Source organism: Leptospiraceae bacterium (assembly GCA_016708435.1).
GTDB lineage: Bacteria > Spirochaetota > Leptospiria > Leptospirales > Leptospiraceae > UBA2033.
This window is the reverse complement of record JADJFV010000034.1, coordinates 512950-536955: the sequence shown is the minus strand read 5'-3', so window position 1 is coordinate 536955 and position 24006 is coordinate 512950. Positions and strand designations below refer to the sequence as shown.

Below are 24006 nucleotides of genomic sequence, written 5' to 3'. Positions count from 1 at the left end.
CTTCTTAATTGAAGAGAGTGGATTGAAACAAATCATATCGACTCATTTAGAACCTCTGCACATTTCTCTCTTCTTAATTGAAGAGAGTGGATTGAAACACGAAACGTCAAGCGGCTAGAGAATACAAAGAACGAATTATTTCTCTCTTCTTAATTGAAGAGAGTGGATTGAAACTCTCATAGGTAATATTGCATCTACTTGATTCATTTCTCTCTTCTTAATTGAAGAGAGTGGATTGAAACTTTATTACCGCCTTTTTAAATACCAATCAAAACAAATTTCTCTCTTCTTAATTGAAGAGAGTGGATTGAAACTAAAGAAAGGGCTAAGGTTGCATTTTAAATCATAATTTCTCTCTTCTTAATTGAAGAGAGTGGATTGAAACTTTCTTCCTAGTCGTTGTAGTATCCCATGAGGATTTCTCTTCTTAATTGAAGAGAGTGGATTGAAACAAATCGATCGGGGATATAACCCAGGCAATCAAAGAATTTCTCTCTTCTTAATTGAAGAGAGTGGATTGAAACAATGTGATACAAATGAGATTGTAAGGGTATCAAATTTCTCTCTTCTTAATTGAAGAGAGTGGATTGAAACAAATACGCATTTATCGGTTAGCTCTGTTAAAGTGATTTCTCTCTTCTTAATTGAAGAGAGTGGATTGAAACTTTCTACTAAAGCTGACATAGCTCATACGGAGGGGATTTCTCTCTTCTTAATTGAAGAGAGTGGATTGAAACTTACAGGGAAAAATAAAGATGTTTGTTCATGGAAAATTTCTCTCTTCTTAATTGAAGAGAGTGGATTGAAACTAGTATTGTAATTTTCAAATACTTCTAGTTTCTGATTTCTCTCTTCTTAATTGAAGAGAGTGGATTGAAATTTGAACCTTTTTACAAACCTTTTTTAATCATTTATTTCTCTCTTCGTTTATCTGTTTTTGTAAAATAGATAAGTAGAATAAGCCATTACAAAAGTAATTCCTAAGCAGATTACTATAATAAATATTTCTACTATATCATGTGTATTCATAATTTTTCTATATCCTTTTCAATTTTAATCATAAAGATTATTGTTATCTGTGCAATTACAAGTAAAACACAATCAAAGATAATTTTAATGAAAGTAAAATCATTTGTTTTATTCTCATTAAACTGGATAACTATTCCAGATGTCGTTAGAGCTATGAATAAAATTACTAACATTCAATCACAACAACGACCTGCAACTGAAATAGACTTTTTTCCTTGCTTTAATGGAGCAAGGAAATATAGGGTCTTATATTTGTTGTTTCCAATTTTTTCTTTCTGCTTTAAAAATAATGACTACAATACCAGCACTGAATATTAAACCAATCTCAACCAAATGTAAAACCAACATTAAGCCTGTGGGAATTGGGGCTTTACCGTCAAAAGTGATAAAGCCAAAATAAATTGATAGAATCATTAGACTGATTCCTCCAGTTTTTTCTTTCATATATACTTTTCCATTATTGACTGGTTATTCTGCTAAACTATTTTTATAAGTAGCTTACCAGAATGCTATTTTTTGAATCTGTTATATTAAAAAATAAATCAAATCAGAATTGGAAGTCTAATTTGATTGACTTATAGTTCTGCTGTTTTTGTAAATTCACCAATCAATAAATTTTCTCCTTTAAAATAATTTCGTATTAAGACGGTTATTATAACTACCATTCAATCAAAACGACAAACTGCAACTGAAATAATTAATAAAATATTTAGCTTACAGTCTTTTGAATCTTTAAGTCAGTCTAGTAAATACAAAGTGTTTTCCAGCACAAACGATCCTAATTATTCTTTTCTACCAAAGCAATATTACATGCACCACAAATGATATTAGTTTTAAGTCCATAGGCAACGTAAGCCTTTATTCCGCATACGGGACAGAATAGGTTTTTCAACTTAGGCTTTTTTATTGGCTTATTGTCATTTGCCTCTGAACTAGATTGATGTTCTTGATTTGCAAGAATTTCCAGATTGGGTAAAGTATGAAACACATTTAAAAGAGATTCATTGAAACGAAATTCATTATAATAGATTACTCCCTCATATGATAAATCAGGTGTAATGATACGCGGATAATTGTCCTTAAACTCAATCATGAGTCCTTTCGCTTTTGCCAGAACTGCAAATGTTTTCCGAAGGTGTGCCCCGTTACCAGCCATGTCTTGAATATTGTTTTGCTGATTGGACAGATGAACCATTTCATGCAGTAAGGCGCAAACTATTTCAGGAATATTTTTCTTTGTTCTTCTTTGCATTAATTCTGCAATAAAGTTTAATTCATAAATAGTCTCATTTCCCTTGTTCAACCTAATCTTAGAAACCCAACTTTCCGTCGTCTTTCTGCCTAGTTTTCCTAGATGAATTCTTAGCACTGGACGTTCTAGTTTTGAAAGATAGAATTTTTCATTGAAGAAATCAAAGAGTCTTTCCATTTCATCTGTAATTTCTTTTAAAGAATTTGGTTCTAGTCTTTCCATTAAATCCCCATTTTTAGCGAAAGCGCATTAAAGTCCTTTTTATTCCATCTAAAGTGAATTCAAGAAATCATCTCATCTGTTCTAGTTGATTTTCTGAAAAGCAGAACAAGACCAATTAAAAAATTGAAACTCATTACAATAAGAACAAGATAAAAAAGTAAATCTTGGTTCTCTCTATTAATTTCTAGGCATGCGACCCAAGAAGAAGCACAGACTAGAATAAATCCTAAAATTTTGTCTTTCATAGGTATTAAAAATTCCTTGTATAAAATCCTGTCAATCGATATCGTCAAAGAAAGTGAATAAGAAATCCTAGTTTTTGTGTGTTGCATACACAAAAACTAAACAAATCAAACTAAAGAACACTAAGCTGATTTCGTCGGCTTAGTGTTTGTAACTTGGAAATTTTCGCAAGGAGTTCGTTAATCTTTTGAAAGAGTTCAATTTCTTTTTGTGGGTTCACTTATAAATAGTTTTCCTATTTTCAGAAGCCTCAAACAAAATCCCGTTATCTCCCGGATGGGGTTTGTTGTGAATAAAATCATTTGTTTGTATTTCGTTTTTAGATATTCAAGTCAAATATATTAGGATGTCAAAGAAATGAAAGATGATACAGATGTTTGCACCCTAGAAGAGTTAGAAAGTATGTTTAGTCGGACACCTGAAGAAGAAGCTGAACATGAAAAAGAAGTTATGGAAAAAATAAAATACTTCGACGAACACCCTGACGAAATACCGGACTTATGACAATCAAGCTTCACTGTTATAACATAAAAGAAATTATAATGCTCCGATTTTCTATCAAGGGAGAGGAAAAGGTAACTACCATTCAATCACAACAACGACCTGCAAATGAAATTTATTCGTATTTTCCGCTTCTCATTTGTTCATCTCGCCATTTCAAAAAATCTTCTGTTTCTTTTTTTGTAAAATGTGTGCTTGTTTTAATTTTTTTAGTCTTAAACCAGGCATCATAAGATTTTTTCATAATATGGTCAGATTCTAACTCATAGTATTTAAACTTCTTTACAGTTCCTTTACGCAAAAGGTCATATTTTATTTGTTTATCTGTTCGCCAATTTTCAAGCGAATCATTAGCCATAAAAACAAGTGCTAAAATATGATTCTTTTCTTTCTTAGTAAATATAATGTAAACTTTCTTTCCTAAAATTAGTTTTTCTAGTTCCCTTTTTGCTCTTAGTCCCTCTTTCGTTTTTACATCAGGAGCTTTTACTGTGTCCAGTTTAATAATTAGTTTATCATCTTTTATGTGGAAAGTATCACCACTAATTACCTTATCTACATAATCCCAAGTGTAATCACCCTCAGAATATATTAAGGATACGAAAATAAAAATTAAAAAAAATAATTTATACAACATCTAGCGTCCAAGCCTCCTGAATTATATCTATTGAATATTTCATGTCTTTTCCATTTAAAGGATCATCACAGATAAACATATTTTTCGCAATACTAATATCATTTATTATAACATAATGACCATCAGGATCATAAGTAATTTTTATTCTTCATACCTATTCTTTCTGCATATGCTGAAAACCTACCATTCAATCACAACAACAACCTACAACGGAAATGATCATAAATTTCATTTATTGAATTCCTCTTCAATATCTTTTTCCAAATCTTTTGCAAGTTTCCTAAGATTAGGACTATTTTTAACCGCTTCTTTGAATTGTCTGCCTGTCATTATCGCAGGCTTATCTTTCTTGTTTTTATCTGGTTTTTTTTCCATGCTCTTCACCTTCTCCTATTTCACATTAGCCGCTAGATATCTACATGCATTCTTTACACACCAATTCCATTTAGAATATAAGATTTGTATTTTCGAATATTCGGGTTGAAATTATTCAACCCCTACGTAGGGGCAGAATAATTTCTGCCCGTTATAATTTCTACCAGTAGTCTTTGATATACACAAGATAAATTCATTTTCGGGATTATTCATCCTGTAAATCTTGTTAATCCTGTCAAAAAAAATCTCTTTATTGAAAACCAAATTAGCTCGTATATATTTCGCATTCAATCACAACAACACCCAACAACTGAAAAATCCAATTTCCATTACACCATTTTGAAAACTCCCGACACTATTGTAAATCATCCATATTCCCTCGTCTAATCATTTACATAAAAAAATTAACTAAAAAAAAGGATTCACAATGAAGAAGATAGGATTGATTTTAATTTTATTCTTTGCAGTGGGAATATTGACGGAGCCGGTTTCGAAAGCTTGCACATTTAGAGGCAAGACTTTGAGTGGGAAGGTTAAGATTGTAGAGTATGGGGAAGACTTTAAAGTGCGAGCCGTTGAGTATGGAGAGGATTTAAAAATTATTCCTGTTTCCTATTCACAGACAGATTGCGGCAAATGGCAATTTGTCGAATATGGCGAGAGTTTTAAAATTCGATTTGTAGAGAATGGTGAGGACTTCAAGATCAAGTATGTTGAGTATGGATCTGGACTTCCTTAACTACAAGAGAAATTTGGAAATGGCGATACAAGCAAAGTAGATCAAGAAGACATTGCGGGTTTCATTGTAATTGTCGGTTGAAAATATTCAACCCCTACGTTTATAAATGCAATTTTTTGAACACGTAGGGGCAGAATAATTTCTGCCCATTTACTGATATATGGGAATGATGGGGCGAAGCTATGTATTGAGAAAAAACTATAAGGAATAAAAAATGAAAAGAAAAGAGGAATTTATAGATTGGAGTAAGTTAGAAGGGCTAATGGATAAAATCTATACGTTAGTTGAAATTGACAACGAACCTAAAAGTCTAGATTCTATCGTTGGTTATTTATTAAAGAAATCCAAACTGAGTCAACAAGCTGCAGAAAAGTTAGCCGGACAAATTATTCAGTCCTTGAAAGAGGATAGGAGTGAATTGGGAGAGATTAAAAAATGTATTCTCTTTCGAAAAATTTTTGAGTTTGAAGATTATCAGTATTGGGATAGAACGCTTTATCATTCAGCGATAGAATTTAGGGAAGAGTATACAATATTTCCAACCATTGCCATTTTAAGTAAGCAAACTGCTGCTAGAATTGATATGATAGCGAATAACGTTCATAAGGATCGAATCTTGGGGGAAGAAAATCAAAACCCAGAGTCGGATGAATTTGCAACCTTAACTAGTTTTGAAACGGGGGAATTTTCTTTGGAGTTTGCTATAGATGATACGCTTCCAGAAAGAAAATTCATTCTTGTCTTTGATTCTGATCCAGATTGGAATGGTGGAGAACCAAAAGAAGAACCCGAAAAAATTCCAAAAAGAAAAGCAGCTTAAATACAATACTATGAATAAAAAACAAAAACTTTCAAATAAACAAAAAGCTTTTAGCTATTGTCCTCAGTGTAAATGTAAACTTTCGAATGGAAATTTTATTGTTCTAAATGGTGGCTCTATGGTAAAAATTGGTGATAGTAAATATTTCGCTGATGAGAGGTTTAATGCAAAAATATTTTCGTAATTGTGGGTTTCATTGTAATTGTGGGTTGAAATTATTCAACCCCTACGTTTATAAATGTAATTTTTTGAACACGTAGGGGCAGAATAATTTCTGCCCGAATACAAAAATGCCCGTATCCGATAAATATTTTGCAATTTGAATTAGAGTGAAAATGGAACACAATAACAGAAAATCAATTAGATTGAAAGAATATAACTATGCAGCGGGTAATTTTTATTATATCACAATATGTGTTAAGGATAAACGGAATGATTTTGGAAGGATTCAATGTAATAAAATGGAATTGTTAGATATTGGTAAAATTGCAGATTTATTCTGGAAGGAAATTCCATTGCATTTTCAAAATGCTAATTTAGATGAATATATTATTATGCCAAATCATTTGCACGGGATAATACAATTAAACCACCAAGACGTTGCTATTGAAGGAAATAGATCAACCTTTCAACATCTGCAAAAGAATTCTATTCCTTCCATAATTCGATCCTATAAAGCTTCTGTGACTAGATGGTGCAATCAAAATAATTTTGAAAACTTTCAATGGCAGAGAAATTATTACGAACATATTATTAGAACCGAGGAAGATTATTTTCGCATCAAGCAATATATTGAAGCGAATCCCCAAAACTGGCTAGAGGATGAAAATTATAAATGAATCAACAACAAATCTTCTTTTATAATTGTGGCTTTCATTGTGAGTGTGGGTTGAAATTATTCAACCCCTACGCGAATTAAATGGAATCAAATAAACAATATGTAATCTGTGTGGATGATACTGATTATCCTGTATCCCTAACAAAATATAAAATCTATGAAGCAATTCCATACAGAAAAGCAGAGGAGAATGGAATGCTCCGTGTCATTGACAATTCAGAAGAAGACTATCTTCATGCAGCAAAGAGATTTATTCCTATAGAATCGTTCGATTATGACAAAGAAGCGGATGTAATGTATGTAAGCTTTGAAAAACCACAAAATGCTGTTAGAACTTTGCCTAAAGAGAATGGTAGTCTTTGGCGATACAATGAAGAAGGAATTTTGGTTGGAATTACTTTTATGAATTATGAAAAGAAATGTATCGAAAAAAAAGCATTAGAATTAGGTTTGATTGATAACAAAAATGTTTGAACCTTGCATAAGTAAAGGAGTTAGGTATGCTAAATTTATTACAGGAATTTAAAAACATTATAAAAGTATTGGAAGAGGAAAATATTGATTATGCGGTGTTTGGTGGAATGGTAAATAGCAAAGTAGATCAAGAAGACATCGAGAGGCTACAGTCAAATGGATAAAATAGATATGAGTCCAAGCGCAGTTACAATGCGAATCGAAAAGTTATCGCAACTAAGGGAGCTTTGTTTAGTATTAAAACAAGCTGGAAAAAAAGCTGGGCTTCACAGTGACAAAGAACCAAAGAATGTAGAAAGTTCGACACAAAAGAATTCATGTTTTTGACAATTCCGGACCATTGAATTTATGTGGGGCATCCATATTACCTATCCATAGATTCAGAGAGTTCGAAATGTTGTAGATTTTTATTCAAATTGTCAGAGATGGATTGGACGAGAACAGATAGTTCCTTTAGTTTTTGAAACGATTCAAGAATCGATTGACTGCTATTGCCAATTCCTGCTAGAAGTGCATTGATGTCTTCGGTTTGATTTCCTTGCTCTGCAATTTTCATGGAAATAATTTTTCCTCGCGAACCAATATCCATAATTATAGTTTTTGCATCTCTGACTTTGGTTGAGTTAGCTTTTGATTTTGCCGACATATTTTCAATGTTAGAAGCCATGACTTGCGTATCATTCATCGACGATATAAAACTTGTCTGAATCAAACGCATAGCCTCCATACTTTCCTTAGAATAAGTATTGGACTTTTTCATATTCATCTTAATTCGATTGATATTTTCCTGTGTCTTTTCAGCTAACCTTGCAACCTCACTGGCTACTACCGCAAAGCCTCGTCCATATTCGCCAGCTCTTGCCGCTTCAATAGAAGCATTTAACGAGAGTAGGTTGATCTGCTCTGAAATTTCTTCTACAATTGTAACAGTTTCTTTGATACTTTCATTTGCCTGAACAAGATTGGAAACTTTTCCCAAAGCATCGTCCATCACTTTCTGAGTATTCTGCGAATGACTTACTGACTCCAGTGCAATGGAAGTTAATGAATTGGATTCATTGGCTAACATTACCATAGAATCTGTAATTCTAACTAATTCTAATTCAAGATTTTCGATTTTTTCTGTTTGGCTCTTTACTGTGTCCAGAATGCTATTCGATACTAAATTGATATCTTGAATTGCCTGTGAGATAGATCGAATGGATTCATTTTCATTGTGAATTTCAGAAAAAACATGCTCAGTGTTGCCTTTTAAAATTACAGATGTTTCTTGCATCTTGGAAGATTCTAAATATATATTTTTAAAATATTCATTTAACTTTTGCAAAAAACTATTCGTTTTGAGGATCGTATAATTTAGATTCGTAGTGGAAATATGAGGAACTCTATTCTGAATGCGTCCATTTTCTAAATCACTGATGGAGGTATTTATATTTTCAATATCATGACTCAAAGAATTATTTCCAACAATCGCCAAATAGAGGATAATGGCTAACATCATGATTATAATGATTGGAAGTTCTACCATTAAGTTGGCCAATTCAATAACGTGAATATGATACGCTACAAGATAGTAGCCAAGAGTCATAATAGGTAAAAGTGTAATTGCTATTTGAGTGAATAAATTTCTTTGAAAAATTGTGAATATTCGAATTTCTCTTATCTCCAGTGGAATTTTTCGAAATGAATTCAATTTGAGTAAAGGGATTAATTCCACTTCGCTCTGGTAATAAAAACTCAAATACAAAACGGGAATCATCATGATGCATCCATATCCCACTGCAATCGAATCTCTTGCCTCTATACCAAAGGTTGGAACTGCGAATGCCAAAAAACCAAATATCGCCAAAGTCCATCGAATCACAATGACTCTACCTTCCCAAAATGGATGCTGTAAAAGTGCATTTTGTATTCGAGAAGTTTCTGCTAATGTTATTGATTTATCTGGATCATCTAACAGATACAATAGGTCGGACAATCGTTTTCTTCTGAGTAAATAGCCCAGTATAAAAGGTATTGTTGAAATCGTAAGTCCGGACAAAGCTATTTGAATTAATTTTGTAAATTCAATATTGGTTGAAAAAATTGCAAAATTGATAAAATAAGGAAACGATAAAAAATAAAGCGGAATTTCATTCTTTATCGTTAGGCGATTGATCCACCGAATGGATTCATTTTTTGTAGGCTGAGTGTTCACTTAATTATTCTCTTTAGCTTAATTCCTTCTAAGATTTGGTATACCTTCAATGGGAAAATAAGAAATCTATCTAAATATTGAATCAAACGAAAAAGAAAGGATGGGTAGACTCTTTTAGAATTCCAATTGATTCCACGCACTATCGACTTAGCAACAGCTTGTGCAGACTGAGAAGGAAAGGGAACAGGCACTTCTTTACCCGCAGTTGTAAAAAATTTTGTTCGAGTGGCAATTGGATAAATTACCATAATCTTGTTAGCTGGTTTAAGTTCATAACGAAATGATTCCATAAACGAATGAACTGCCGATTTTGTAGCGGCATATAGAGCGTAGCCGGGCAAAGGAAGATGGCTCATTGCAGATGCTGTAACAATAAATAGAAATGGATTTTTTAATTTTTCATTTAGATAGGCAACTGTGTATGCGGGTGAAAAAACATTTGTATTGTAGATATTCTCAATTCTATCCCAACTAGGATCCTGGATTTTTTCATAGTAGGCAAAGCCAGCATTGGCATAAAATATATCAATTCCACCTAGCACATCTTCCGCTTTTTGAATCAACTTTTTTAAATTATCTGGATTGGATACATCGCATTGGTAAGAACTAACGACTTCACTTTGTTCTATATCTTGGATATTCAAATCTGTAGCCAGTATTTTAACACCTGAATAGGCTTTGAGTAATAATAATGTTTCTTTTCCTATTCCTGAAGCGGCTCCAGTGATAACGATTCTTTTTCCATTTATCTTCATTGGCGAAGTATAATTTTGCTATTTTCTTTGACAAACATTTTATTAGAATGGATTTATTTCTTCTACAAATATTCTATTAGATGTTTTTTTAAGTTAATTGAAGGTTGTAGGCTCTCCTCTATGAATCACAACTAAGATTATGCTAACTCCGCTTACATTCTCCTTCCATAACAATTCGAAATTACTAAAGTCCCATAAAACTTCCTCTGTAGCGCATACTATGATTTTTCCCCTAGCACAGCCGCTTGGATAGTCCCATATTCCTAGATTCAAGCATTTGATTTTAGATGCATCTATTGTATTTTCTTCTAATTCTTTTGTGAATAGTTCCTGTATTTCCTTTTTATTTCCTTTCCTTGGTTTAGGTTAGGTTAATAAAGAGCTTGGCTTGCTTATCCAAGAATTTGAATTGTTAAGCTAATTGCAAAAAGCTAGATATTAAAACTTTTAGTTAGAAAAAAAATGCATTAATCCCTTGACGAATAACTAGGATATTACGGGAGTTAGTAATGGCATCCTCGAAATATCTTGAGTCATCCTCTGAAATTCTTATAACAGGGAATATATTCAATATAATTATACTACTATTTCCTTTTATTCCATCTTGGTCATCCGAATTCGTTTTGAGAGGTATATCAGGAGAGAATCATGAATTATCAAGATAAAAGCACGGAAGAACTGATTGAAGAGTTAGAAAGATATAAGCTAGAAAATGAAAAACGCATCGCTGATTTAGTCATCGCAGACAAAGAACTAGTTTATCAAAACCAAGAAAAGGAAAATCGTGCAGACGAATTGCTTTTATCAAACTCAACAAATAGACAGCAAACTATAATAATTGAAGAACGAAAAGAAAACGAAAGACTATTGCAAGGAAAAAATGAAGAATATCTACGGCTAATCGAAGAATTAAAGTATGCTAAGTTAAAAAATGCAGAGAGCGAAAGTAAACACAAATTTTTATTTGATAATTCACCACTAGGTAAGATTTACCAAAACGCAAAGGGTGAAATTAATGATGCCAACCGATCTGCAGAAAGAATTCTTGGTTTGACTCTCGATCAAATGCAGGGGCGAACATCCATTGACCCACGTTGGAAATCAATACATGAAGATGGTTCTGATTTTCCGGGAGACACACATCCCGCTGCCATTACGTTGCAAACAGGAAAACCCGTAAACAATGTTACAATGGGTGTTTTTAATCCACTAATAAATAATTATACTTGGATTAATATTAATTCAATACCGCGATTTAAAGATGGTAACTCTAAACCCTTTGAAGTGATTGCAACCTTTGAAGACATTACCGAGCGCAAACAGGCAGAAGCAGAAATAAAAACGTTAAACGAAACCCTTGAGCAAAGAGTGAAAGAACGCACCAATCAATTGGAAGCGGTGAACAAAGAACTCGAATCATTTTCCTATTCTGTTTCCCATGACTTACGCGCTCCACTTCGTGGCATTGATGGCTTTAGTAGAATATTGCAAAAAGATTTCACTGAGATGCTAAACGAACAAGGTCTGGATTATTTAGCCCGTATCCGCAAAGCATCCCAAACAATGGGGCAGCTAATTGACGATATGCTCAAACTATCGCGCGTTACCAAAGCTGAAATGAAAATTGAAAAGGTTAATTTATCAGAAATTGTAACATCTATCACAAACGAGTTCAAAGAATTAAGCCTAGCTCGCAAAGCGGAATTTGTAATACAAAGTAATATCGAAGTTTCGGGAGATAAAAATCTTTTACGCATTGCACTGCAAAATCTAATCAGTAACGCATGGAAATACTCATCCAAAAATGATTCAACCAAAATTGAATTTGGAAAAACAATTCAAGAAGATAGCACCGTTTATTTTATTCGGGACAATGGTGTTGGTTTCAATATGAAATATGTGAATAAACTCTTTGGTGCATTTCAGAGATTGCATAGTGTTTCAGAATTTGAAGGAACTGGAATTGGTTTAGCAACTGTAAATAGAATCATTGTTAAACACGGTGGAAGAATTTGGGCAGAGGCAGAAATAAATAAAGGAGCAAGTTTTTACTTTAAGCTATAAAATTATGAAAAATAAAACTAAATTTATCTTACTAATAGAAGACAATCCGGATGATGAATTGCTAACAATTCAGGCATTAAAGGACAGTAACATTTCCAATGAAGTTGTTGTAGCTAGAGATGGGGAAGAGGCACTTGATTTTTTGTTTGGAACCGGCAAATATCTAGGCAGAGATTTAACTCTCATGCCACAAATTACTCTACTCGATATTAAACTTCCCAAAATGGATGGCTTGGAAGTATTGCAACAGATACGTGCAAATAAAATTACAAAACTACTTCCTATAGTCATGCTCACTTCTTCAAAAGAAGAGCAGGATTTAATTCATAGTTATGAATTAGGGGCTAATAGCTACATTCGTAAGCCGGTTGACTTTGACCAATTTACAAAAGCAATTCAAAATCTGGGATTGTATTGGCTGATATTAAATGAGCTTCCAAATTAAATGAAAAAAATCCGTGTTTTATTAATCGAGGATAACGAAGATGATGCGCTTCTTACAATCAATCATTTAAAAGAAAATGATTTCGAGCCTTTTTATAAGATAGTATTTACTCACGAAGACTTAAAGGCGTTGTTAACGAATGAAATATGGGATTGCATTATTTCTGATTACGCTATGCCTAATTTCACCGGTCTTGATGCTTTAGATGAGTTTCTAAAACACAATTTAGACATACCATTTATATTATTGTCAGGCACTATGGGTGAAACGTTAGCCGTCAAAGCAATGAAAATGGGTGCCAGCGATTATATCATGAAAAATCATCTTGCTTTACTCGGTTCAGCTCTAGACCGTGAATTACGAGAAGCAGAAACTCTTAGACAGAACAAACAGAAAGATATACAGATTCGTGCCGACGAAAAACTATTACGAAAAAAAAATATAGAGATAGAATTACAAAATGAAGAACTCCGACAAATAAATGATGATATGCTTTTATCAATGCATCAAATAAAGGAAAGTGAAACAAAATTTCGGGCAATTACAAATATGTCCCTTGATGGTATTTGCTTAGTTGATTTAGACGGCAATTTTCTCTTTGTTAATCCAATGTTTTGCATCATTACAGGCTTTACGTCTATAGAGCTGTTAAACATGACAACCTATAATTTGAATTCACCTTCCTTGCTAAAACTTTTTTTAACCAACGATGAAACAATCGCCGGTAAGTATTTAGAAACCGTAATTCTTCGCAAAGACGGAATCAACGTGATTACCGAAGTTATTGGTAACATTATTTCAATAGACAATCAGCCATTGGTAATAGGTAAAATTCGCGACATCACCGAACGTAAACGGATAGAAAAAGCCTTATTCGAATCAGAGCGCTTTAGTCGTGCAACACTCGATGCATTATCATCTAGTATTGCTGTTCTAAATGAGCAGGGCGAAATTATTTTTGAAAACAAAGCATGGCGGGCTATTGGAGCGGATAATTCGCTTATACCGTCAGAGAAACAGAAGCGATACAATTATTTAAACATCTGTGATTTAGTTCCTTTGGAATCAGAAGATTATGAGTATGCAAAAGCAACTGCAGGGGGAATTCGCGCAGTCATTCGTGATGAAATGCAAATATTCCAATTAGAATACCCTTGTGATTCAACTACCGAAAAGCGATGGTTTCATTTGCAAGTTACACGCTTCGATGGGGAAGGACCTGTCTATGTAACTGTTTCGCACGAAGATATTTCGGGAGAGAAAAAGCCGAAATTTCCTTACTCCAAAGCGAAAAACGTTTTTGAAAATTTTCGATTCAAGTCCGGTTGGGTTTAAGTCTTGGATGAACAATGGTTTTATATTCGATGCAAAAAATGCCTTTGATGCATTTATGGGTTATCACGTGAAGAAATTAAAGGAAGAACAACAATTGAATTAAATTTTTGGGCAGATTTAAAGAACGTACAGTTCTCTTACAGCCTAATGGCAAAAGATGGAAGAATAGTAAATAAGACCATTGAAAGTAAGAAAAAAAATGGCGAAAAATTATTTTGTCAATTTCATTATACCTAATTGAACTTTCAGGTAAAAATATATCGTTAGTAATACTTTAGATATTACTAAACGTATTGAGATAGAAAACGAAGTAAAATTACTGACTGAAACCCTGGAAAGTAAAGTCGATGCACGAACGACCGAACTGGCTGACACGAACGAAAAACTCATTATCGAAATTGATGAAGCAACTCAATGCAATAAAAAATTTGAGTTGGTTGTAGAATCAATACCCCATTCAGTTTTATTAGTCGATGCCAACGGATTCATACAATTTGCAAATTTTCAAACCGAAAACTATTTTGGGTATAAAATCGAAGAATTGATTGGACAGAAAATTGAAATCATTGTTCCGAAAGAAAATGCTTTTGACCACGGAAATTTAAGGTTAGAGTATATGTTGGAGCCGGTTGCTAGAAGTATGAAAGCATATCCTATCGTATACGGTATGCGAAAAGATGGCTCAAAAATCCCATTGGAAGTCGGCTTGAATCCAATCAAAATAAATGGGGATACATTTATACTAACCAGTATTTTAGATATTACAGAAAGAATAAAAATGGAAGAGACGCAGAAACAATCTGCTTTCCGTTTAGAATTAGCCACCCGTGCCGGTGGTGTTGGTGTATGGGAATATGACATTGTAAACAATCGAATTGTATGGGACGAACAAATGTATGTTCTATATGGAACAACAAAAGAAAAATTTGGTGGCGTATATGAAGCATGGCAGTCAGGTCTTCATCTGACGATGCGGAACGAATGCCGACATGAAATGCAAATGGCTATCAGCGGCGAAAAGAATTTATTACAGAATTTCGGGTTGTTTGGTGAGATAATAGCATTCATTATATTCGTGGTCTTGCAAATGGTTCTGCGCGATTAATTTGAAAAACCGCTGAGCATAATAGGAACCAATTGGGATATTACCGAACAAAAAAAATCAGAAGAGGCTCTCAATAATAATCAAGCGAAACTGTCTGCAATTATACATGCATTTCCAGATATGATTTTTACCTTGAATAAAGAAGGAGTATTCATTGACTTTTATATTCCTGTTTTTGACGATGCCTATGCAATACCGCAAGATTTTATTGGAAAGAAAATCTCTAATGTAATGCCTGCTGATTGGGTAGAAGTATTTCAAACTGTTTTAGAGAAAGTATTAGCCTCTCAACAAATGCAAATCTTCGAATATTCCCTAACAATTTCCAATAAATCAAATTTCTTTGAAGCAAGAACAGTTCGTTACGGTGAGGATAAAGTTTTAAGTGTGGTAAGAAATACGACGGATCGGAAACTAGCGGAAGAAGAATTAAAACAAACAAAAAAGGAAGCGGATATAGCCAACAGAAGGAAAAGCGAATTTCTGGCAAATATGAGTCATGAAATTAGAACACCTCTCAATGCAATCGTAGGCTTCTCAACCATTTTGCAAGAAAAGACAGAAGGCAATAAACTTTTACTGAGTATTTGGGCAATATTGTTCAGAGCAGTAAAGTATTGCTGGATCTGATAAACGATATATTAGATCTTTCTAAAGTAGAAGCAGGTCGCATGGTAGTTACTAATGAGCCTGTAAATATGGATAACCTCATAAAAGAAATAATTTCCATTTTCTCAATGAAAGCATCTGAGAAGGGGATAACCTTGGTTACCTCCATTGCGAAAGATTTGCCGGAAGCCTTATTACCGATGAAAAGTATTTACGACAAATATTCTTCAATCTAATTGGGAATGCTGTCAAATTTACACAAAATGGTAGTGTAGAAATTGAAGTTGCCATTATCCCCAAAAACGAAGAAAGAAGTAAAGTCGATTTTCTTATTTCGATTAAGGACAGTGGAATTGGAATTCCGGAAAGTGAATTGCAAAACATATTTGAACCATTCAGACAAATGGCAAGACAAAGTAGAAGTAAATACGGCGGAACGGGTTTAGGATTAAGCATTACTCGGCGTCTAGTTGAACTAATCGGTGGAACAATTTCCGTAGAAAGTGAAATTGGAAAAGGTTCCATTTTTATTGTATCCCTTTTTGATATTGAAATAGGCGCTCTCAAAACGGAGGAAGAAATAATAAATGGAAGGAATTGGCTTAAACAGATTCGATTTAAAAACCCTACTGTCTTACTCGCGGAAGATGTTCTATCTAACCGACAAGTTATTAAATTATATCTCGAACCTTTCAATATTACTGTAATCGAGGTTGAGAATGGGGAAGACTGTGGCAATCTTGCTCCTAAAATAGATCCCGATCTTATTTTAATGGATATGCAAATGCCAGTTATGGATTGATACACTGCTGCCAAGCTAATTAAAGCAGATGAAAAATTGAAACATATTCCAGTTATTGCTCTTACTGCATCAGGAATTGGAGAAGAGAAAGAGATTTGCAAAAATCGTTGATTCATTTTTATTAAAGCCAGTTTATAAATACGACCTATTAGAATTGCTTACTAAATACTTACCCAATGAACTTAAAACTGAAATTGCAGAAGTAGAGAAACCGATTGAAACTATTACAGCTTCTGTAAGAGCAAAAGAGCCATTATCCGTTGAAACTAAATTTGAATTACTTCAAAAATATTTACCAATTGTTTTAAACTTAAAGCAATTTTTAAACTTTGATAGTTTAATTGCATTTGAAAAAGAGTTAGAAAAATTTTCTGTAGAACATGATATAGCAAGATTAAAAAAATTCTGCTCAGAATTAAAAGATTCTATTGAGACATTCAATACAGATAAAATTTACACAACGTTAGATGAAATATCAATTTTCATTAAAAAGGAAGAATCTTGGAAACTTTAAAAAAACCTCTAATTCTTGTTGTGGACGATGCTCCCAATAACATTCAGGTAGTAGGTAAAATTCTGCATGATAAAGAATACAACATTAGTGTAGCAATGTCCGGAAAACAAGCACTAGATTTAATAAACGCCGGACTTCCTGATTTAATTTTACTAGATATCGAAATGCCAGAAATGAATGGCTTTGAAGTTTGCAAAATACTAAAAGCATCAGCGCATACTTCTAAGATACCTGTAATATTTTTAACAGCTAAAGCGGATACTGATGATATACTCATAGGATTTGAAATCGGGGCAGTGGATTATATTACTAAGCCGTTTCAGTCATTAGAATTATTGGCGAGGGTAAAGACTCATATCGAAAATAAAAAGCTAACTGAAAATTTAGAAGAAGTAGTAGATGCGCGAACCATTGAATTACGAGAAGCTTTGAAAACAATTGAGATATCGAAACTAGACTTAGTTGATAGGCTAGGAAGAGCAGCAGAATTTAGAGACAATGAAACAGGGATGCATGTAAAAAGAATGAGTCATTATTCTGTTATTCTTGGAGAAGCTGCCAAAATGGAAAATGCAAAACTAGCAATGTTTCTAAGTGCAAGCATGATGCATGATGTTGGTAAGATTGGAATTCCAGATATAATTTTATTAAAACCAGGAAAGCTGACTTTTGAGGAATTTGAAATTATGAAAACTCATGCAAAAATCGGGGCTGAACTTTTAGCAAATAGTGAATCCGAATTAATCCAGATGGCAGAGCGCATTGCATTTTCGCATCATGAAAAATGGAATGGATCAGGCTATCCCAATGGATTAATTGGAGAAGCAATTCCGATTGAAGCAAGAATCGTTGCAGTTGCTGATGTTTTTGATGCATTGACTTCCGAAAGACCATATAAGAAAGCATGGTCGATTGATGACGCTATTAGTTTATTACAAAAAGAAAAAGAACAACATTTTGATCCGAGATTAGTTGACCTGTTTATTAACCAGCTATCGGTAATTCTTGAAATCAAAGAAAAATTTTTAGACTAGATACGAATAAAAATTATACTTATAAGGAAGTAATGTGGATAATACACATAAACCGTTAATTCTCATTGTAGATGATACACCCAAAAATATTCAAGTATTAGGTAAGACTCTTCATGACATAGGATACAATGTTTCAATTGCTACTTCAGGAATGCAAGCACTCGAATCGGTGAAAAAGGAAAAGCCTGATTTAATTTTGCTTGATATTCAAATGCCGGAAATGGATGGATTTGAGGTTTGCAAGATTCTCAAATTAGATCCAGATACAAAAGGTATTCCTGTTATATTTCTAACTGCGGTCATTGAGCCAGAAAGAATTCTAAATGGATTTGAATTGGGAGCTGTTGATTATATTACAAAACCTTTTAATACTGCCGAGTTATCTGCACGTGTAGCAACGCATATAGAGATAAAACAGTCTCGTGAAAAGTTGCAGGAACTCTATGACAAGATGGATGGTTATCTAAATGTTGCCATTCAAACCCAAGCCTCACTGATTGCGACAGAGTTTCCCAAATCAAAATATTTTCAATTTAGTAGTTTTTATAAACCATACTTTAAAATTGGAGGAGATCTAATAGCTTACGAAGATTATCCGTCCGATACAGACCAGAGGATTGATTTACTATTTGGAGATATCTCCGGACATGGAGTTTCCTCTGCTCTCATGTCAGGAATGATATTACTTGCTTTTAAAATTGCTTCTTCTAAGAATGTAAGTCCTGCCGAGAGTTTAACTATCATTAACCAACATATAATTCCACTCATTAAGGAACATTTTTTTGTGGGAGTATATATAAAGTATTATGTCCATCGAGGCGAACTTCATTATTCCTATGCAGGGCATCATCCGATTTCTTTGATTGAAGGAAAAAAAGTTGAAACTTTAGAAGGAAGAGGTGTGCCTCTTGTATTGATACCTGATGTAGAGTTTGATGATTATATTTTTAAACTTAGAAAAGGAAACAAACTTCTGATTTATTCAGATGGGATGTTCGAAGTATTTGATTCGAAAGAAAAGTTGTATGGCTTAGAGCGATTTAATGAAACAACCATTAAACTAAAAAATAAATCAGGCAATGAATGCTTAGATGAGTTGTATGAAATAATTGGTAACTATTGCAATAGAAAGTTTAAAGATGATACAACGATGCTCCTTTTAGAAATTTTGGAGGTAAGTGCCAAAGATGTTTGATAGAAAGAAACCTCTAATTCTAATCGTAGATGATACTCCTAAAAATATTCAAGTATTAGGGAAAACTCTACACGAAATTGGATACAATGTCTCCATTGCAACTTCGGGTAGTCAAGCCCTCGACTCAGTTAAAAAAGAAAGTCCTGATTTAATTTTGCTAGATATACAAATGCCGGAAATGGATGGATTTGAAGTGTGCAAAATTCTGCAAGCAAATCCAGACACGAAAGAAATTCCAGTTATATTTCTAACGGCTGTTATTGATTCAGAAAAAATAGTAAAGGGATTTGAAATCGGAGCTGTGGATTATATCACTAAGCCCTTTCACACGGCAGAGTTGACAATGAGAGTGGCAACTCATATTGAAATAAAACAGTCTCGCGAAAAAATAAGAAAAACAAATGAACAGCTAAAAGAACTAAATGCAACTAAGGATAAATTCTTCTCCATCATTGCGCATGATCTAAAAAATCCTTTCAACACTTTACTTGGATTCAGTAAATTACTCTTTGAAAATGCACCCAACTATACGACTGATCAGATTCAACAATATGCCCAAATAATGAATCATACAGCAAAGCAGTCGTATGCATTGCTAGAAAATTTAATGCAATGGGCAAAATCGCAGACAGAGAAAATCAAAATTATCCCCCGAAATAGTTCAATGAATGAATTGCTTTCCATTACGATTCCAATAATAAATGGAAGTGCCCTTAAAAAGAATATTACAATCGAAAGTAATATTTCTACAGAAGACATAGTTTATGCTGACAATTCCTTAACCGCTACAATTCTTAGAAACCTATTAACTAATGCAATTAAGTTTACGCATGCTAACGGCAAAATAACAGTATCCACACAGAGAAAGGATATTTTTTTGGAAGTTTCGATAACCGATACAGGCGTTGGAATTGAACCTATGAATATAGACAAACTTTTCAGGATTGATTCTAAGGTTACTAGCCATGGAACAGATAACGAAGAAGGAACAGGACTCGGACTTATTTTATGTAAGGAATTTGTAGAAAAACAAGGTGGAACGATTTGGGCAATCAGTGAAGTTGGAAAGGGAAGCACGTTTACTTTTACTTTGCCGCTAGCGGAAACAAAGTCATGATTGTTTTGAAACTGACAGAACTATTTTTAGAATTAGAAATCCTATTTTAATACAATCGTCAAATTCTTGTTTGCCAGAAATAGTTTGCGAATTTCTTTCCCTCGATAGATGATCTCTCCATCTTTCGAGATAAATTTTAATTCTTGAATTAGTTCAATTCCTCGCGAGTCATTGGGGCTTGTGGCTTGTTCGAGTAGGAATGCATTTTTCGATCTTAGCGTATAATAAAAAGTAGCCGTAACTGGATTGTATTGAAAATCAGTTTCTGTCAGTCGATTTGGATCTTTTTTACTCATATCCGATTGAAAAAACATATCATCGTAGGAGGGTGCCGGTGTTCTGGCAACTGCAATCGGTCTATCAATTTTATATCCAAAGAGAGCATTAAATCCTTCTATTGTATATTTTTTCTTAAATAGAATCTCGATTTTATATTCTGCATTGGATTCATTTGCAATCCAAAACTCGACTCTAGGTAAGCATCCCATTTCTGTGAATATTAGGAGTAGGGATAATAACCATCTGCTGCCAAATTTAATCAGTGCTTGCTTCATAAAAATTCCTTCGTTAGACACAATCCAATGAATTCTATCTAAGACAATTCACAAAATTAAATCCTTGAAAAAAAACTAAGTCTGAATACTGTCTCGGTTTATGGCTACAGTTACAGAAGAATTAGTGTATGAATATTGGGACTGCGATAAATGCGGTCAGAAGGCGATTCGTGGTGATGTTAGAACCTGTCCGTCTTGTGGAAATGCGAGAAATGAAAATATAAAATTCTACTTAAAGGAAGGCAAAGAAGAAAAAGTAGAAGACAAAGCCCTAGCGGACAAATTCAAAGCAGGCGCAGATTGGCTTTGTTCTTTTTGTGAAACTTTAAACTCTGTCACGGATAACAACTGTTTATCCTGCGGTGCCTCTCAGGAGTCGAGCAAAAAGAATTACTTTGAAGTTCAAAAGGAAAAAGAACTAAAGGCTGCAAAAAAAGTAGAAAAAACAACTCCCGTTGAAAATCCCAAGAAAGGATTTAATTGGAAGAAGTTTAGTATCTGGGGACTTTCTTTACTTGGAGCTTGCATCACTTCTTTGTATTTTCTTGGCAAGACTCATAATGTTAGCTTTCAAGTCGTCGATGTTTCCTGGCAACGCACAATTCCTATTATGCGCTATACAACAGTCCAACAGTCTGATTGGGAAGGGGAACTAAAGGGAGAAGATATTGTAAAACTAAAATCTTCTCAAGAAATTCGCTCCTATGAAGACCGTCAAGTTGGCACAAAGAACGAAACCTACACCGAAAGCGAGCGTTACCAAACAGGAACCAAGAAAGAATGCAATACCAAATATGAATCCACAGGCTCCGGCGCCTCAAAGAAAATAACTAGTTGCGATAATGTTCCAACCTATTCAAGTCGAAATGTCACCAAGCACAGAACTGTTCCTGTCTATCAGAAGTTTCCTGTCTTTGGAACAAAAGTCTTCTATACGGCTAATGTCTATACTCCACTCCGAGAAGAAACGTTAAAAGGAAAAAACAATGAGCCCCGCTGGCCTGATGTAAAACTCGGAACCGGTGTGAAGAATAAAGAAGATACAAAAGGGGAAGGGGTGGCTACTTATATCGTTGAACTCAAAAAAAGTAAATCCAGACGACAAAGCCAAAGACTTACAAAAGATCAAAACAACAGAAGAGAAATTTAGAAATGTCTATATTCTAGACCAATCTGTTCTTCTTCCTGTCAGTGTATTTGACGAGATTGTTCTAGACACAGGTGAAGAAAAGCTAGAAGATAAAAAGGAAGATTCAAAATAGGGACGAGGGCTCTATGCTTAACTTACATTCGAGAGCAAATGATTTTTATATTCTACTGCGCTCGGATGTCCGGTTACTCCAAATTTTCCTCATGGGAACTCTTTTAGGAATCGGTGTATTCTTTCGAGATTTTTCCATTCATCCCTTCCAAATCGCTCTGACCTTTCTTTCCGGAATTCTCACACAGTTGATTTGGATGCGGATTTTAAAGATTGATATTGCTTTTCTTAGCACAGTCATTAGTTGCTTTGGAATGTCGCTTCTAATCAGAAGCGACTCTTTTTGGGTTCATCCACTGATTGCGTTTCTTGTTATCTCTTCTAAGTATACGATTCGAATTCGCGGCAAACATTTATTTAACCCCGCCATGCTTGGAGTCATTCTTGGGATTAATCTCTTTCCGGGAACATGGATTTCTCCGGGTCAGTGGGGATTTGAATTGACCATTGGAATTTGGCTTCTTGTATTTGGATTTATTGTATCGGGTCGTGCTAGAATTTCCGAGATCAGTTATGCTTTTTTGTTTTTCTACTTTTCTTTTCTTAGTTATCGTATTTTAAGATTTGATTATAGATGGGATGTTTTGTTTCATCAATTGCAAAATGGAGCCTTGATTCTATTTACTTTTTTTATGATTACAGATCCCAAGACTGTTCCCGATCATCGAGTCGCGCGTATTCTTCATGCACTTCTTGTGGCTACGATTGCTTATGCGTGGGCGTTTCAGTTTTATAAAACCAACAATCTAATCTGGGCTTTATTTCTCACAACTCCCATTGTCCCTCTCTTGGATCTAATCTTCAAAGCCGAAAAATACAACTGGACAGAATAGTAAACTTGAAAAATTTATACGGTAAGTTGTCATCCCCGAAATTTTCTATCGGGGATCTCATGAAGTAGAGATTCCCAATAGAAAATTTTGGGAATGATACATTTTAGCTAGACTTTAAATTTTTCAGGTATATTTACTTCGATTGGTTTTGTAAAAGGTATAACAGGGATTTTTTCTTCGTTTGTTTGAAGGAAATAATTCCCGTTTTCCTCTATCATTAGACTGGAAATAAAAGAATGCATTTGGCGGTTAAAGGTAAATTTGATAAATTGATCTGACTTACGCATACAAAAGATTTTTTCCTCTAAGTCAGAATAAAAGTAAAAATCAAGAATGTTAGTTTTACTTTCCTCTTCTCCTATCAGATATATATTGTTATCCTCTTGAACTGAGTCGATGATCTTTAGAAAAATTACTTTCGTATCTAAATAACCATGCTCTGTAAACTCAGCATAGGTATTTGTAATATAAATTCCCAGATCATCTTCCCGTATATTTTTCTTAAAGAAACCGAGCACATTATCCTGCGTAATCTCTCCACCGCGAAATAGCCATTTGCCGCTTTCCGTGATTCTGATTTCGCTATCGAACTTTCTTGGGGTTGTTGTCATTGATCTTCCTATATCTGTATGGATACCCTGTTAGCTTTCCCATTTCTTTATGTGATTCCGTGTAGGCGACAGTCATACCTTCCTGATTTTGTGTATTTATAAGTAAAGGGGGAACAGTTTCTAAAGTCTTTTTGTAAATCCAAACTCCGTCAATCTTTAATCGAAACATTTCTCTTTGCAAAGCGTGAAGCTCTGATTGCATATCCATCGGACTTACGAAGTTACGAAAGATTACAGTGCCTACCATTTTAAAATCACGAATTGGTCTTTCAGCAAGAATTTCGACTTCCTCAGCTTTTGTCTTGGTGTAATGGGGATTTTCCTCTGTAAAATCTGGATCCGGTATAAAATCGACGCTACTCGCACAATTAAGGATTCCTAAAAAAAGTAAAATTAAACCGAATTGCTTCATTTCTCAAGCATATGTGTAGGTCTTGTATTTTCA

Annotated in this window: 31 protein-coding genes and 1 CRISPR repeat array; of the genes, 21 read left to right on the top strand and 10 right to left on the bottom strand. The window is 34.0% G+C overall.

Going from position 1 to position 24006, the window contains the following annotated elements:
• Positions 1–61: 61 nt before the first annotated feature.
• A CRISPR array of direct repeats spans positions 62–949; the repeat unit is 36 nt; unit sequence ATTTCTCTCTTCTTAATTGAAGAGAGTGGATTGAAA.
• Positions 950–1275: 326 nt separating this feature from the next.
• From IPH52_25270 to IPH52_25260, 3 genes are all read right to left on the bottom strand, one after another.
• Positions 1276–1473, bottom strand: a complete 198-nt coding sequence (locus tag IPH52_25270) for a hypothetical protein (GenBank protein MBK7058299.1) — start codon at positions 1471–1473, stop codon at positions 1276–1278.
• A gap of 334 nt (positions 1474–1807) precedes the next feature.
• Entirely contained in the window at positions 1808–2503 is a 696-nt protein-coding gene (locus IPH52_25265; protein MBK7058298.1) for a hypothetical protein, read from the bottom strand.
• A gap of 59 nt (positions 2504–2562) precedes the next feature.
• Positions 2563–2748, bottom strand: coding sequence for a hypothetical protein (locus tag IPH52_25260; protein ID MBK7058297.1), 186 nt, complete (start codon positions 2746–2748; stop codon positions 2563–2565).
• A gap of 355 nt (positions 2749–3103) precedes the next feature.
• Here IPH52_25260 and IPH52_25255 point away from each other — a divergent pair, with 355 nt between their 5' ends.
• The gene (locus tag IPH52_25255) at positions 3104–3250 is read left to right on the top strand and encodes a hypothetical protein (GenBank protein ID MBK7058296.1); all 147 of its coding nucleotides are present in this window, start codon (positions 3104–3106) and stop codon (positions 3248–3250) included.
• Between the two features lie 112 nt (positions 3251–3362).
• Here IPH52_25255 and IPH52_25250 read toward each other — a convergent pair whose 3' ends face one another.
• Together IPH52_25250 and IPH52_25245 are read right to left on the bottom strand one after the other, a co-directional pair.
• Entirely contained in the window at positions 3363–3884 is a 522-nt protein-coding gene (locus tag IPH52_25250; protein MBK7058295.1) for a hypothetical protein, read from the bottom strand.
• 228 nt (positions 3885–4112) lie between these two features.
• Complete coding sequence (locus tag IPH52_25245; protein ID MBK7058294.1) at positions 4113–4259, bottom strand: hypothetical protein; 147 nt, start codon at positions 4257–4259, stop codon at positions 4113–4115.
• Positions 4260–4686: 427 nt separating this feature from the next.
• Between IPH52_25245 and IPH52_25240 the strand changes: the two genes are divergently transcribed.
• The 7 genes from IPH52_25240 (at position 4687) to IPH52_25210 (ending at position 7457) form a co-directional block, all read left to right on the top strand.
• Positions 4687–4998, top strand: coding sequence for a hypothetical protein (locus tag IPH52_25240; GenBank protein MBK7058293.1), 312 nt, complete (start codon positions 4687–4689; stop codon positions 4996–4998).
• 214 nt (positions 4999–5212) lie between these two features.
• Positions 5213–5818 (top strand): hypothetical protein, encoded by a 606-nt coding sequence (locus IPH52_25235; GenBank protein ID MBK7058292.1) that lies wholly within the window; start codon positions 5213–5215, stop codon positions 5816–5818.
• Between the two features lie 10 nt (positions 5819–5828).
• Entirely contained in the window at positions 5829–6002 is a 174-nt protein-coding gene (locus IPH52_25230; GenBank protein MBK7058291.1) for a hypothetical protein, read from the top strand.
• Positions 6003–6153: 151 nt separating this feature from the next.
• Positions 6154–6657, top strand: coding sequence for a hypothetical protein (locus tag IPH52_25225; GenBank protein ID MBK7058290.1), 504 nt, complete (start codon positions 6154–6156; stop codon positions 6655–6657).
• An 80-nt stretch (positions 6658–6737) separates the two neighbouring features.
• Positions 6738–7130 carry a DUF2283 domain-containing protein gene (locus IPH52_25220; protein MBK7058289.1) on the top strand — a complete coding sequence of 131 codons (393 nt, stop codon included), beginning with the start codon at positions 6738–6740 and terminating at the stop codon, positions 7128–7130.
• A 26-nt stretch (positions 7131–7156) separates the two neighbouring features.
• On the top strand, positions 7157–7294 hold the full coding sequence (locus IPH52_25215) for a hypothetical protein (protein ID MBK7058288.1): 138 nt from the start codon (positions 7157–7159) through the stop codon (positions 7292–7294).
• Positions 7287–7457 carry a hypothetical protein gene (locus tag IPH52_25210; GenBank protein ID MBK7058287.1) on the top strand — a complete coding sequence of 57 codons (171 nt, stop codon included), beginning with the start codon at positions 7287–7289 and terminating at the stop codon, positions 7455–7457. The genes IPH52_25215 and IPH52_25210 overlap by 8 nt, the downstream gene beginning before the upstream one ends.
• 37 nt (positions 7458–7494) lie before the next feature.
• Here the strand turns inward: IPH52_25210 and IPH52_25205 are convergent, their stop codons facing one another.
• Positions 7495–9327 (bottom strand): hypothetical protein, encoded by a 1833-nt coding sequence (locus IPH52_25205; protein ID MBK7058286.1) that lies wholly within the window; start codon positions 9325–9327, stop codon positions 7495–7497.
• Positions 9324–10082 carry an SDR family NAD(P)-dependent oxidoreductase gene (locus IPH52_25200; GenBank protein ID MBK7058285.1) on the bottom strand — a complete coding sequence of 253 codons (759 nt, stop codon included), beginning with the start codon at positions 10080–10082 and terminating at the stop codon, positions 9324–9326. Before IPH52_25200 ends, IPH52_25205 begins: the two co-directional genes overlap by 4 nt.
• A 648-nt stretch (positions 10083–10730) precedes the next feature.
• On the opposite strand from IPH52_25200, the gene IPH52_25195 reads away from it, so the two are divergent.
• The 11 genes from IPH52_25195 (at position 10731) to IPH52_25145 (ending at position 20302) form a co-directional block, all read left to right on the top strand.
• The gene (locus IPH52_25195; protein ID MBK7058284.1) at positions 10731–12146 is read left to right on the top strand and encodes a PAS domain S-box protein; all 1416 of its coding nucleotides are present in this window, start codon (positions 10731–10733) and stop codon (positions 12144–12146) included.
• Positions 12147–12150: 4 nt separating this feature from the next.
• A complete protein-coding gene (locus tag IPH52_25190) occupies positions 12151–12591 on the top strand; it encodes a response regulator (GenBank protein ID MBK7058283.1) in 441 nt (146 codons plus the stop codon).
• Complete coding sequence (locus IPH52_25185; GenBank protein ID MBK7058282.1) at positions 12592–13926, top strand: PAS domain S-box protein; 1335 nt, start codon at positions 12592–12594, stop codon at positions 13924–13926.
• Between the two features lie 433 nt (positions 13927–14359).
• Positions 14360–15031, top strand: coding sequence for a PAS domain S-box protein (locus IPH52_25180; GenBank protein MBK7058281.1), 672 nt, complete (start codon positions 14360–14362; stop codon positions 15029–15031).
• Between the two features lie 120 nt (positions 15032–15151).
• Positions 15152–15661 carry a hypothetical protein gene (locus tag IPH52_25175; protein MBK7058280.1) on the top strand — a complete coding sequence of 170 codons (510 nt, stop codon included), beginning with the start codon at positions 15152–15154 and terminating at the stop codon, positions 15659–15661.
• Positions 15649–15876, top strand: a complete 228-nt coding sequence (locus IPH52_25170) for a hypothetical protein (protein ID MBK7058279.1) — start codon at positions 15649–15651, stop codon at positions 15874–15876. Before IPH52_25175 ends, IPH52_25170 begins: the two co-directional genes overlap by 13 nt.
• A 167-nt stretch (positions 15877–16043) precedes the next feature.
• A complete protein-coding gene (locus IPH52_25165; protein ID MBK7058278.1) occupies positions 16044–16442 on the top strand; it encodes a response regulator in 399 nt (132 codons plus the stop codon).
• Between the two features lie 76 nt (positions 16443–16518).
• Positions 16519–16956, top strand: coding sequence for a hypothetical protein (locus tag IPH52_25160; protein MBK7058277.1), 438 nt, complete (start codon positions 16519–16521; stop codon positions 16954–16956).
• Entirely contained in the window at positions 16944–17990 is a 1047-nt protein-coding gene (locus IPH52_25155) for a response regulator (GenBank protein ID MBK7058276.1), read from the top strand. The genes IPH52_25160 and IPH52_25155 overlap by 13 nt, the downstream gene beginning before the upstream one ends.
• 34 nt (positions 17991–18024) lie before the next feature.
• A complete protein-coding gene (locus tag IPH52_25150) occupies positions 18025–19185 on the top strand; it encodes a SpoIIE family protein phosphatase (protein MBK7058275.1) in 1161 nt (386 codons plus the stop codon).
• Positions 19178–20302 (top strand): hybrid sensor histidine kinase/response regulator, encoded by a 1125-nt coding sequence (locus IPH52_25145; GenBank protein MBK7058274.1) that lies wholly within the window; start codon positions 19178–19180, stop codon positions 20300–20302. The genes IPH52_25150 and IPH52_25145 overlap by 8 nt, the downstream gene beginning before the upstream one ends.
• A 41-nt stretch (positions 20303–20343) precedes the next feature.
• Here IPH52_25145 and IPH52_25140 read toward each other — a convergent pair whose 3' ends face one another.
• Positions 20344–20856: a hypothetical protein gene (locus tag IPH52_25140; protein ID MBK7058273.1), complete on the bottom strand. Its 513-nt coding sequence runs from the start codon at positions 20854–20856 to the stop codon at positions 20344–20346.
• A gap of 100 nt (positions 20857–20956) precedes the next feature.
• Here IPH52_25140 and IPH52_25135 point away from each other — a divergent pair, with 100 nt between their 5' ends.
• Together IPH52_25135 and IPH52_25130 are read left to right on the top strand one after the other, a co-directional pair.
• Positions 20957–22006 (top strand): hypothetical protein, encoded by a 1050-nt coding sequence (locus tag IPH52_25135; protein MBK7058272.1) that lies wholly within the window; start codon positions 20957–20959, stop codon positions 22004–22006.
• A gap of 125 nt (positions 22007–22131) precedes the next feature.
• Positions 22132–22950 carry an RnfABCDGE type electron transport complex subunit D gene (locus IPH52_25130; protein MBK7058271.1) on the top strand — a complete coding sequence of 273 codons (819 nt, stop codon included), beginning with the start codon at positions 22132–22134 and terminating at the stop codon, positions 22948–22950.
• A 107-nt stretch (positions 22951–23057) separates the two neighbouring features.
• Here IPH52_25130 and IPH52_25125 read toward each other — a convergent pair whose 3' ends face one another.
• The gene (locus IPH52_25125) at positions 23058–23561 is read right to left on the bottom strand and encodes a hypothetical protein (protein MBK7058270.1); all 504 of its coding nucleotides are present in this window, start codon (positions 23559–23561) and stop codon (positions 23058–23060) included.
• Positions 23533–23973: a hypothetical protein gene (locus tag IPH52_25120; protein MBK7058269.1), complete on the bottom strand. Its 441-nt coding sequence runs from the start codon at positions 23971–23973 to the stop codon at positions 23533–23535. Before IPH52_25120 ends, IPH52_25125 begins: the two co-directional genes overlap by 29 nt.
• Positions 23974–24006 lie beyond the last annotated feature (33 nt).

What these genes read in the sequence shown, in the direction of transcription:
- IPH52_25270 (MBK7058299.1), bottom strand. Translation starts at nt 1,473, where the DNA reads ATGAAAGAAAAAACTGGAGGAATCAGTCTAATGATTCTATCAATTTAT.
- IPH52_25265 (MBK7058298.1), bottom strand. Translation starts at nt 2,503, where the DNA reads ATGGAAAGACTAGAACCAAATTCTTTAAAAGAAATTACAGATGAAATG.
- IPH52_25260 (MBK7058297.1), bottom strand. Translation starts at nt 2,748, where the DNA reads ATGAAAGACAAAATTTTAGGATTTATTCTAGTCTGTGCTTCTTCTTGG.
- IPH52_25255 (MBK7058296.1), top strand. Translation starts at nt 3,104, where the DNA reads ATGAAAGATGATACAGATGTTTGCACCCTAGAAGAGTTAGAAAGTATG.
- IPH52_25250 (MBK7058295.1), bottom strand. Translation starts at nt 3,884, where the DNA reads ATGTTGTATAAATTATTTTTTTTAATTTTTATTTTCGTATCCTTAATA.
- IPH52_25245 (MBK7058294.1), bottom strand. Translation starts at nt 4,259, where the DNA reads ATGGAAAAAAAACCAGATAAAAACAAGAAAGATAAGCCTGCGATAATG.
- IPH52_25240 (MBK7058293.1), top strand. Translation starts at nt 4,687, where the DNA reads ATGAAGAAGATAGGATTGATTTTAATTTTATTCTTTGCAGTGGGAATA.
- IPH52_25235 (MBK7058292.1), top strand. Translation starts at nt 5,213, where the DNA reads ATGAAAAGAAAAGAGGAATTTATAGATTGGAGTAAGTTAGAAGGGCTA.
- IPH52_25230 (MBK7058291.1), top strand. Translation starts at nt 5,829, where the DNA reads ATGAATAAAAAACAAAAACTTTCAAATAAACAAAAAGCTTTTAGCTAT.
- IPH52_25225 (MBK7058290.1), top strand. Translation starts at nt 6,154, where the DNA reads ATGGAACACAATAACAGAAAATCAATTAGATTGAAAGAATATAACTAT.
- IPH52_25220 (MBK7058289.1), top strand. Translation starts at nt 6,738, where the DNA reads ATGGAATCAAATAAACAATATGTAATCTGTGTGGATGATACTGATTAT.
- IPH52_25215 (MBK7058288.1), top strand. Translation starts at nt 7,157, where the DNA reads ATGCTAAATTTATTACAGGAATTTAAAAACATTATAAAAGTATTGGAA.
- IPH52_25210 (MBK7058287.1), top strand. Translation starts at nt 7,287, where the DNA reads ATGGATAAAATAGATATGAGTCCAAGCGCAGTTACAATGCGAATCGAA.
- IPH52_25200 (MBK7058285.1), bottom strand. Translation starts at nt 10,082, where the DNA reads ATGAAGATAAATGGAAAAAGAATCGTTATCACTGGAGCCGCTTCAGGA.
- IPH52_25195 (MBK7058284.1), top strand. Translation starts at nt 10,731, where the DNA reads ATGAATTATCAAGATAAAAGCACGGAAGAACTGATTGAAGAGTTAGAA.
- IPH52_25190 (MBK7058283.1), top strand. Translation starts at nt 12,151, where the DNA reads ATGAAAAATAAAACTAAATTTATCTTACTAATAGAAGACAATCCGGAT.
- IPH52_25185 (MBK7058282.1), top strand. Translation starts at nt 12,592, where the DNA reads ATGAAAAAAATCCGTGTTTTATTAATCGAGGATAACGAAGATGATGCG.
- IPH52_25175 (MBK7058280.1), top strand. Translation starts at nt 15,152, where the DNA reads ATGATTTTTACCTTGAATAAAGAAGGAGTATTCATTGACTTTTATATT.
- IPH52_25165 (MBK7058278.1), top strand. Translation starts at nt 16,044, where the DNA reads ATGGCAAGACAAAGTAGAAGTAAATACGGCGGAACGGGTTTAGGATTA.
- IPH52_25145 (MBK7058274.1), top strand. Translation starts at nt 19,178, where the DNA reads ATGTTTGATAGAAAGAAACCTCTAATTCTAATCGTAGATGATACTCCT.
- IPH52_25140 (MBK7058273.1), bottom strand. Translation starts at nt 20,856, where the DNA reads ATGAAGCAAGCACTGATTAAATTTGGCAGCAGATGGTTATTATCCCTA.
- IPH52_25135 (MBK7058272.1), top strand. Translation starts at nt 20,957, where the DNA reads ATGGCTACAGTTACAGAAGAATTAGTGTATGAATATTGGGACTGCGAT.
- IPH52_25130 (MBK7058271.1), top strand. Translation starts at nt 22,132, where the DNA reads ATGCTTAACTTACATTCGAGAGCAAATGATTTTTATATTCTACTGCGC.
- IPH52_25125 (MBK7058270.1), bottom strand. Translation starts at nt 23,561, where the DNA reads ATGACAACAACCCCAAGAAAGTTCGATAGCGAAATCAGAATCACGGAA.
- IPH52_25120 (MBK7058269.1), bottom strand. Translation starts at nt 23,973, where the DNA reads ATGAAGCAATTCGGTTTAATTTTACTTTTTTTAGGAATCCTTAATTGT.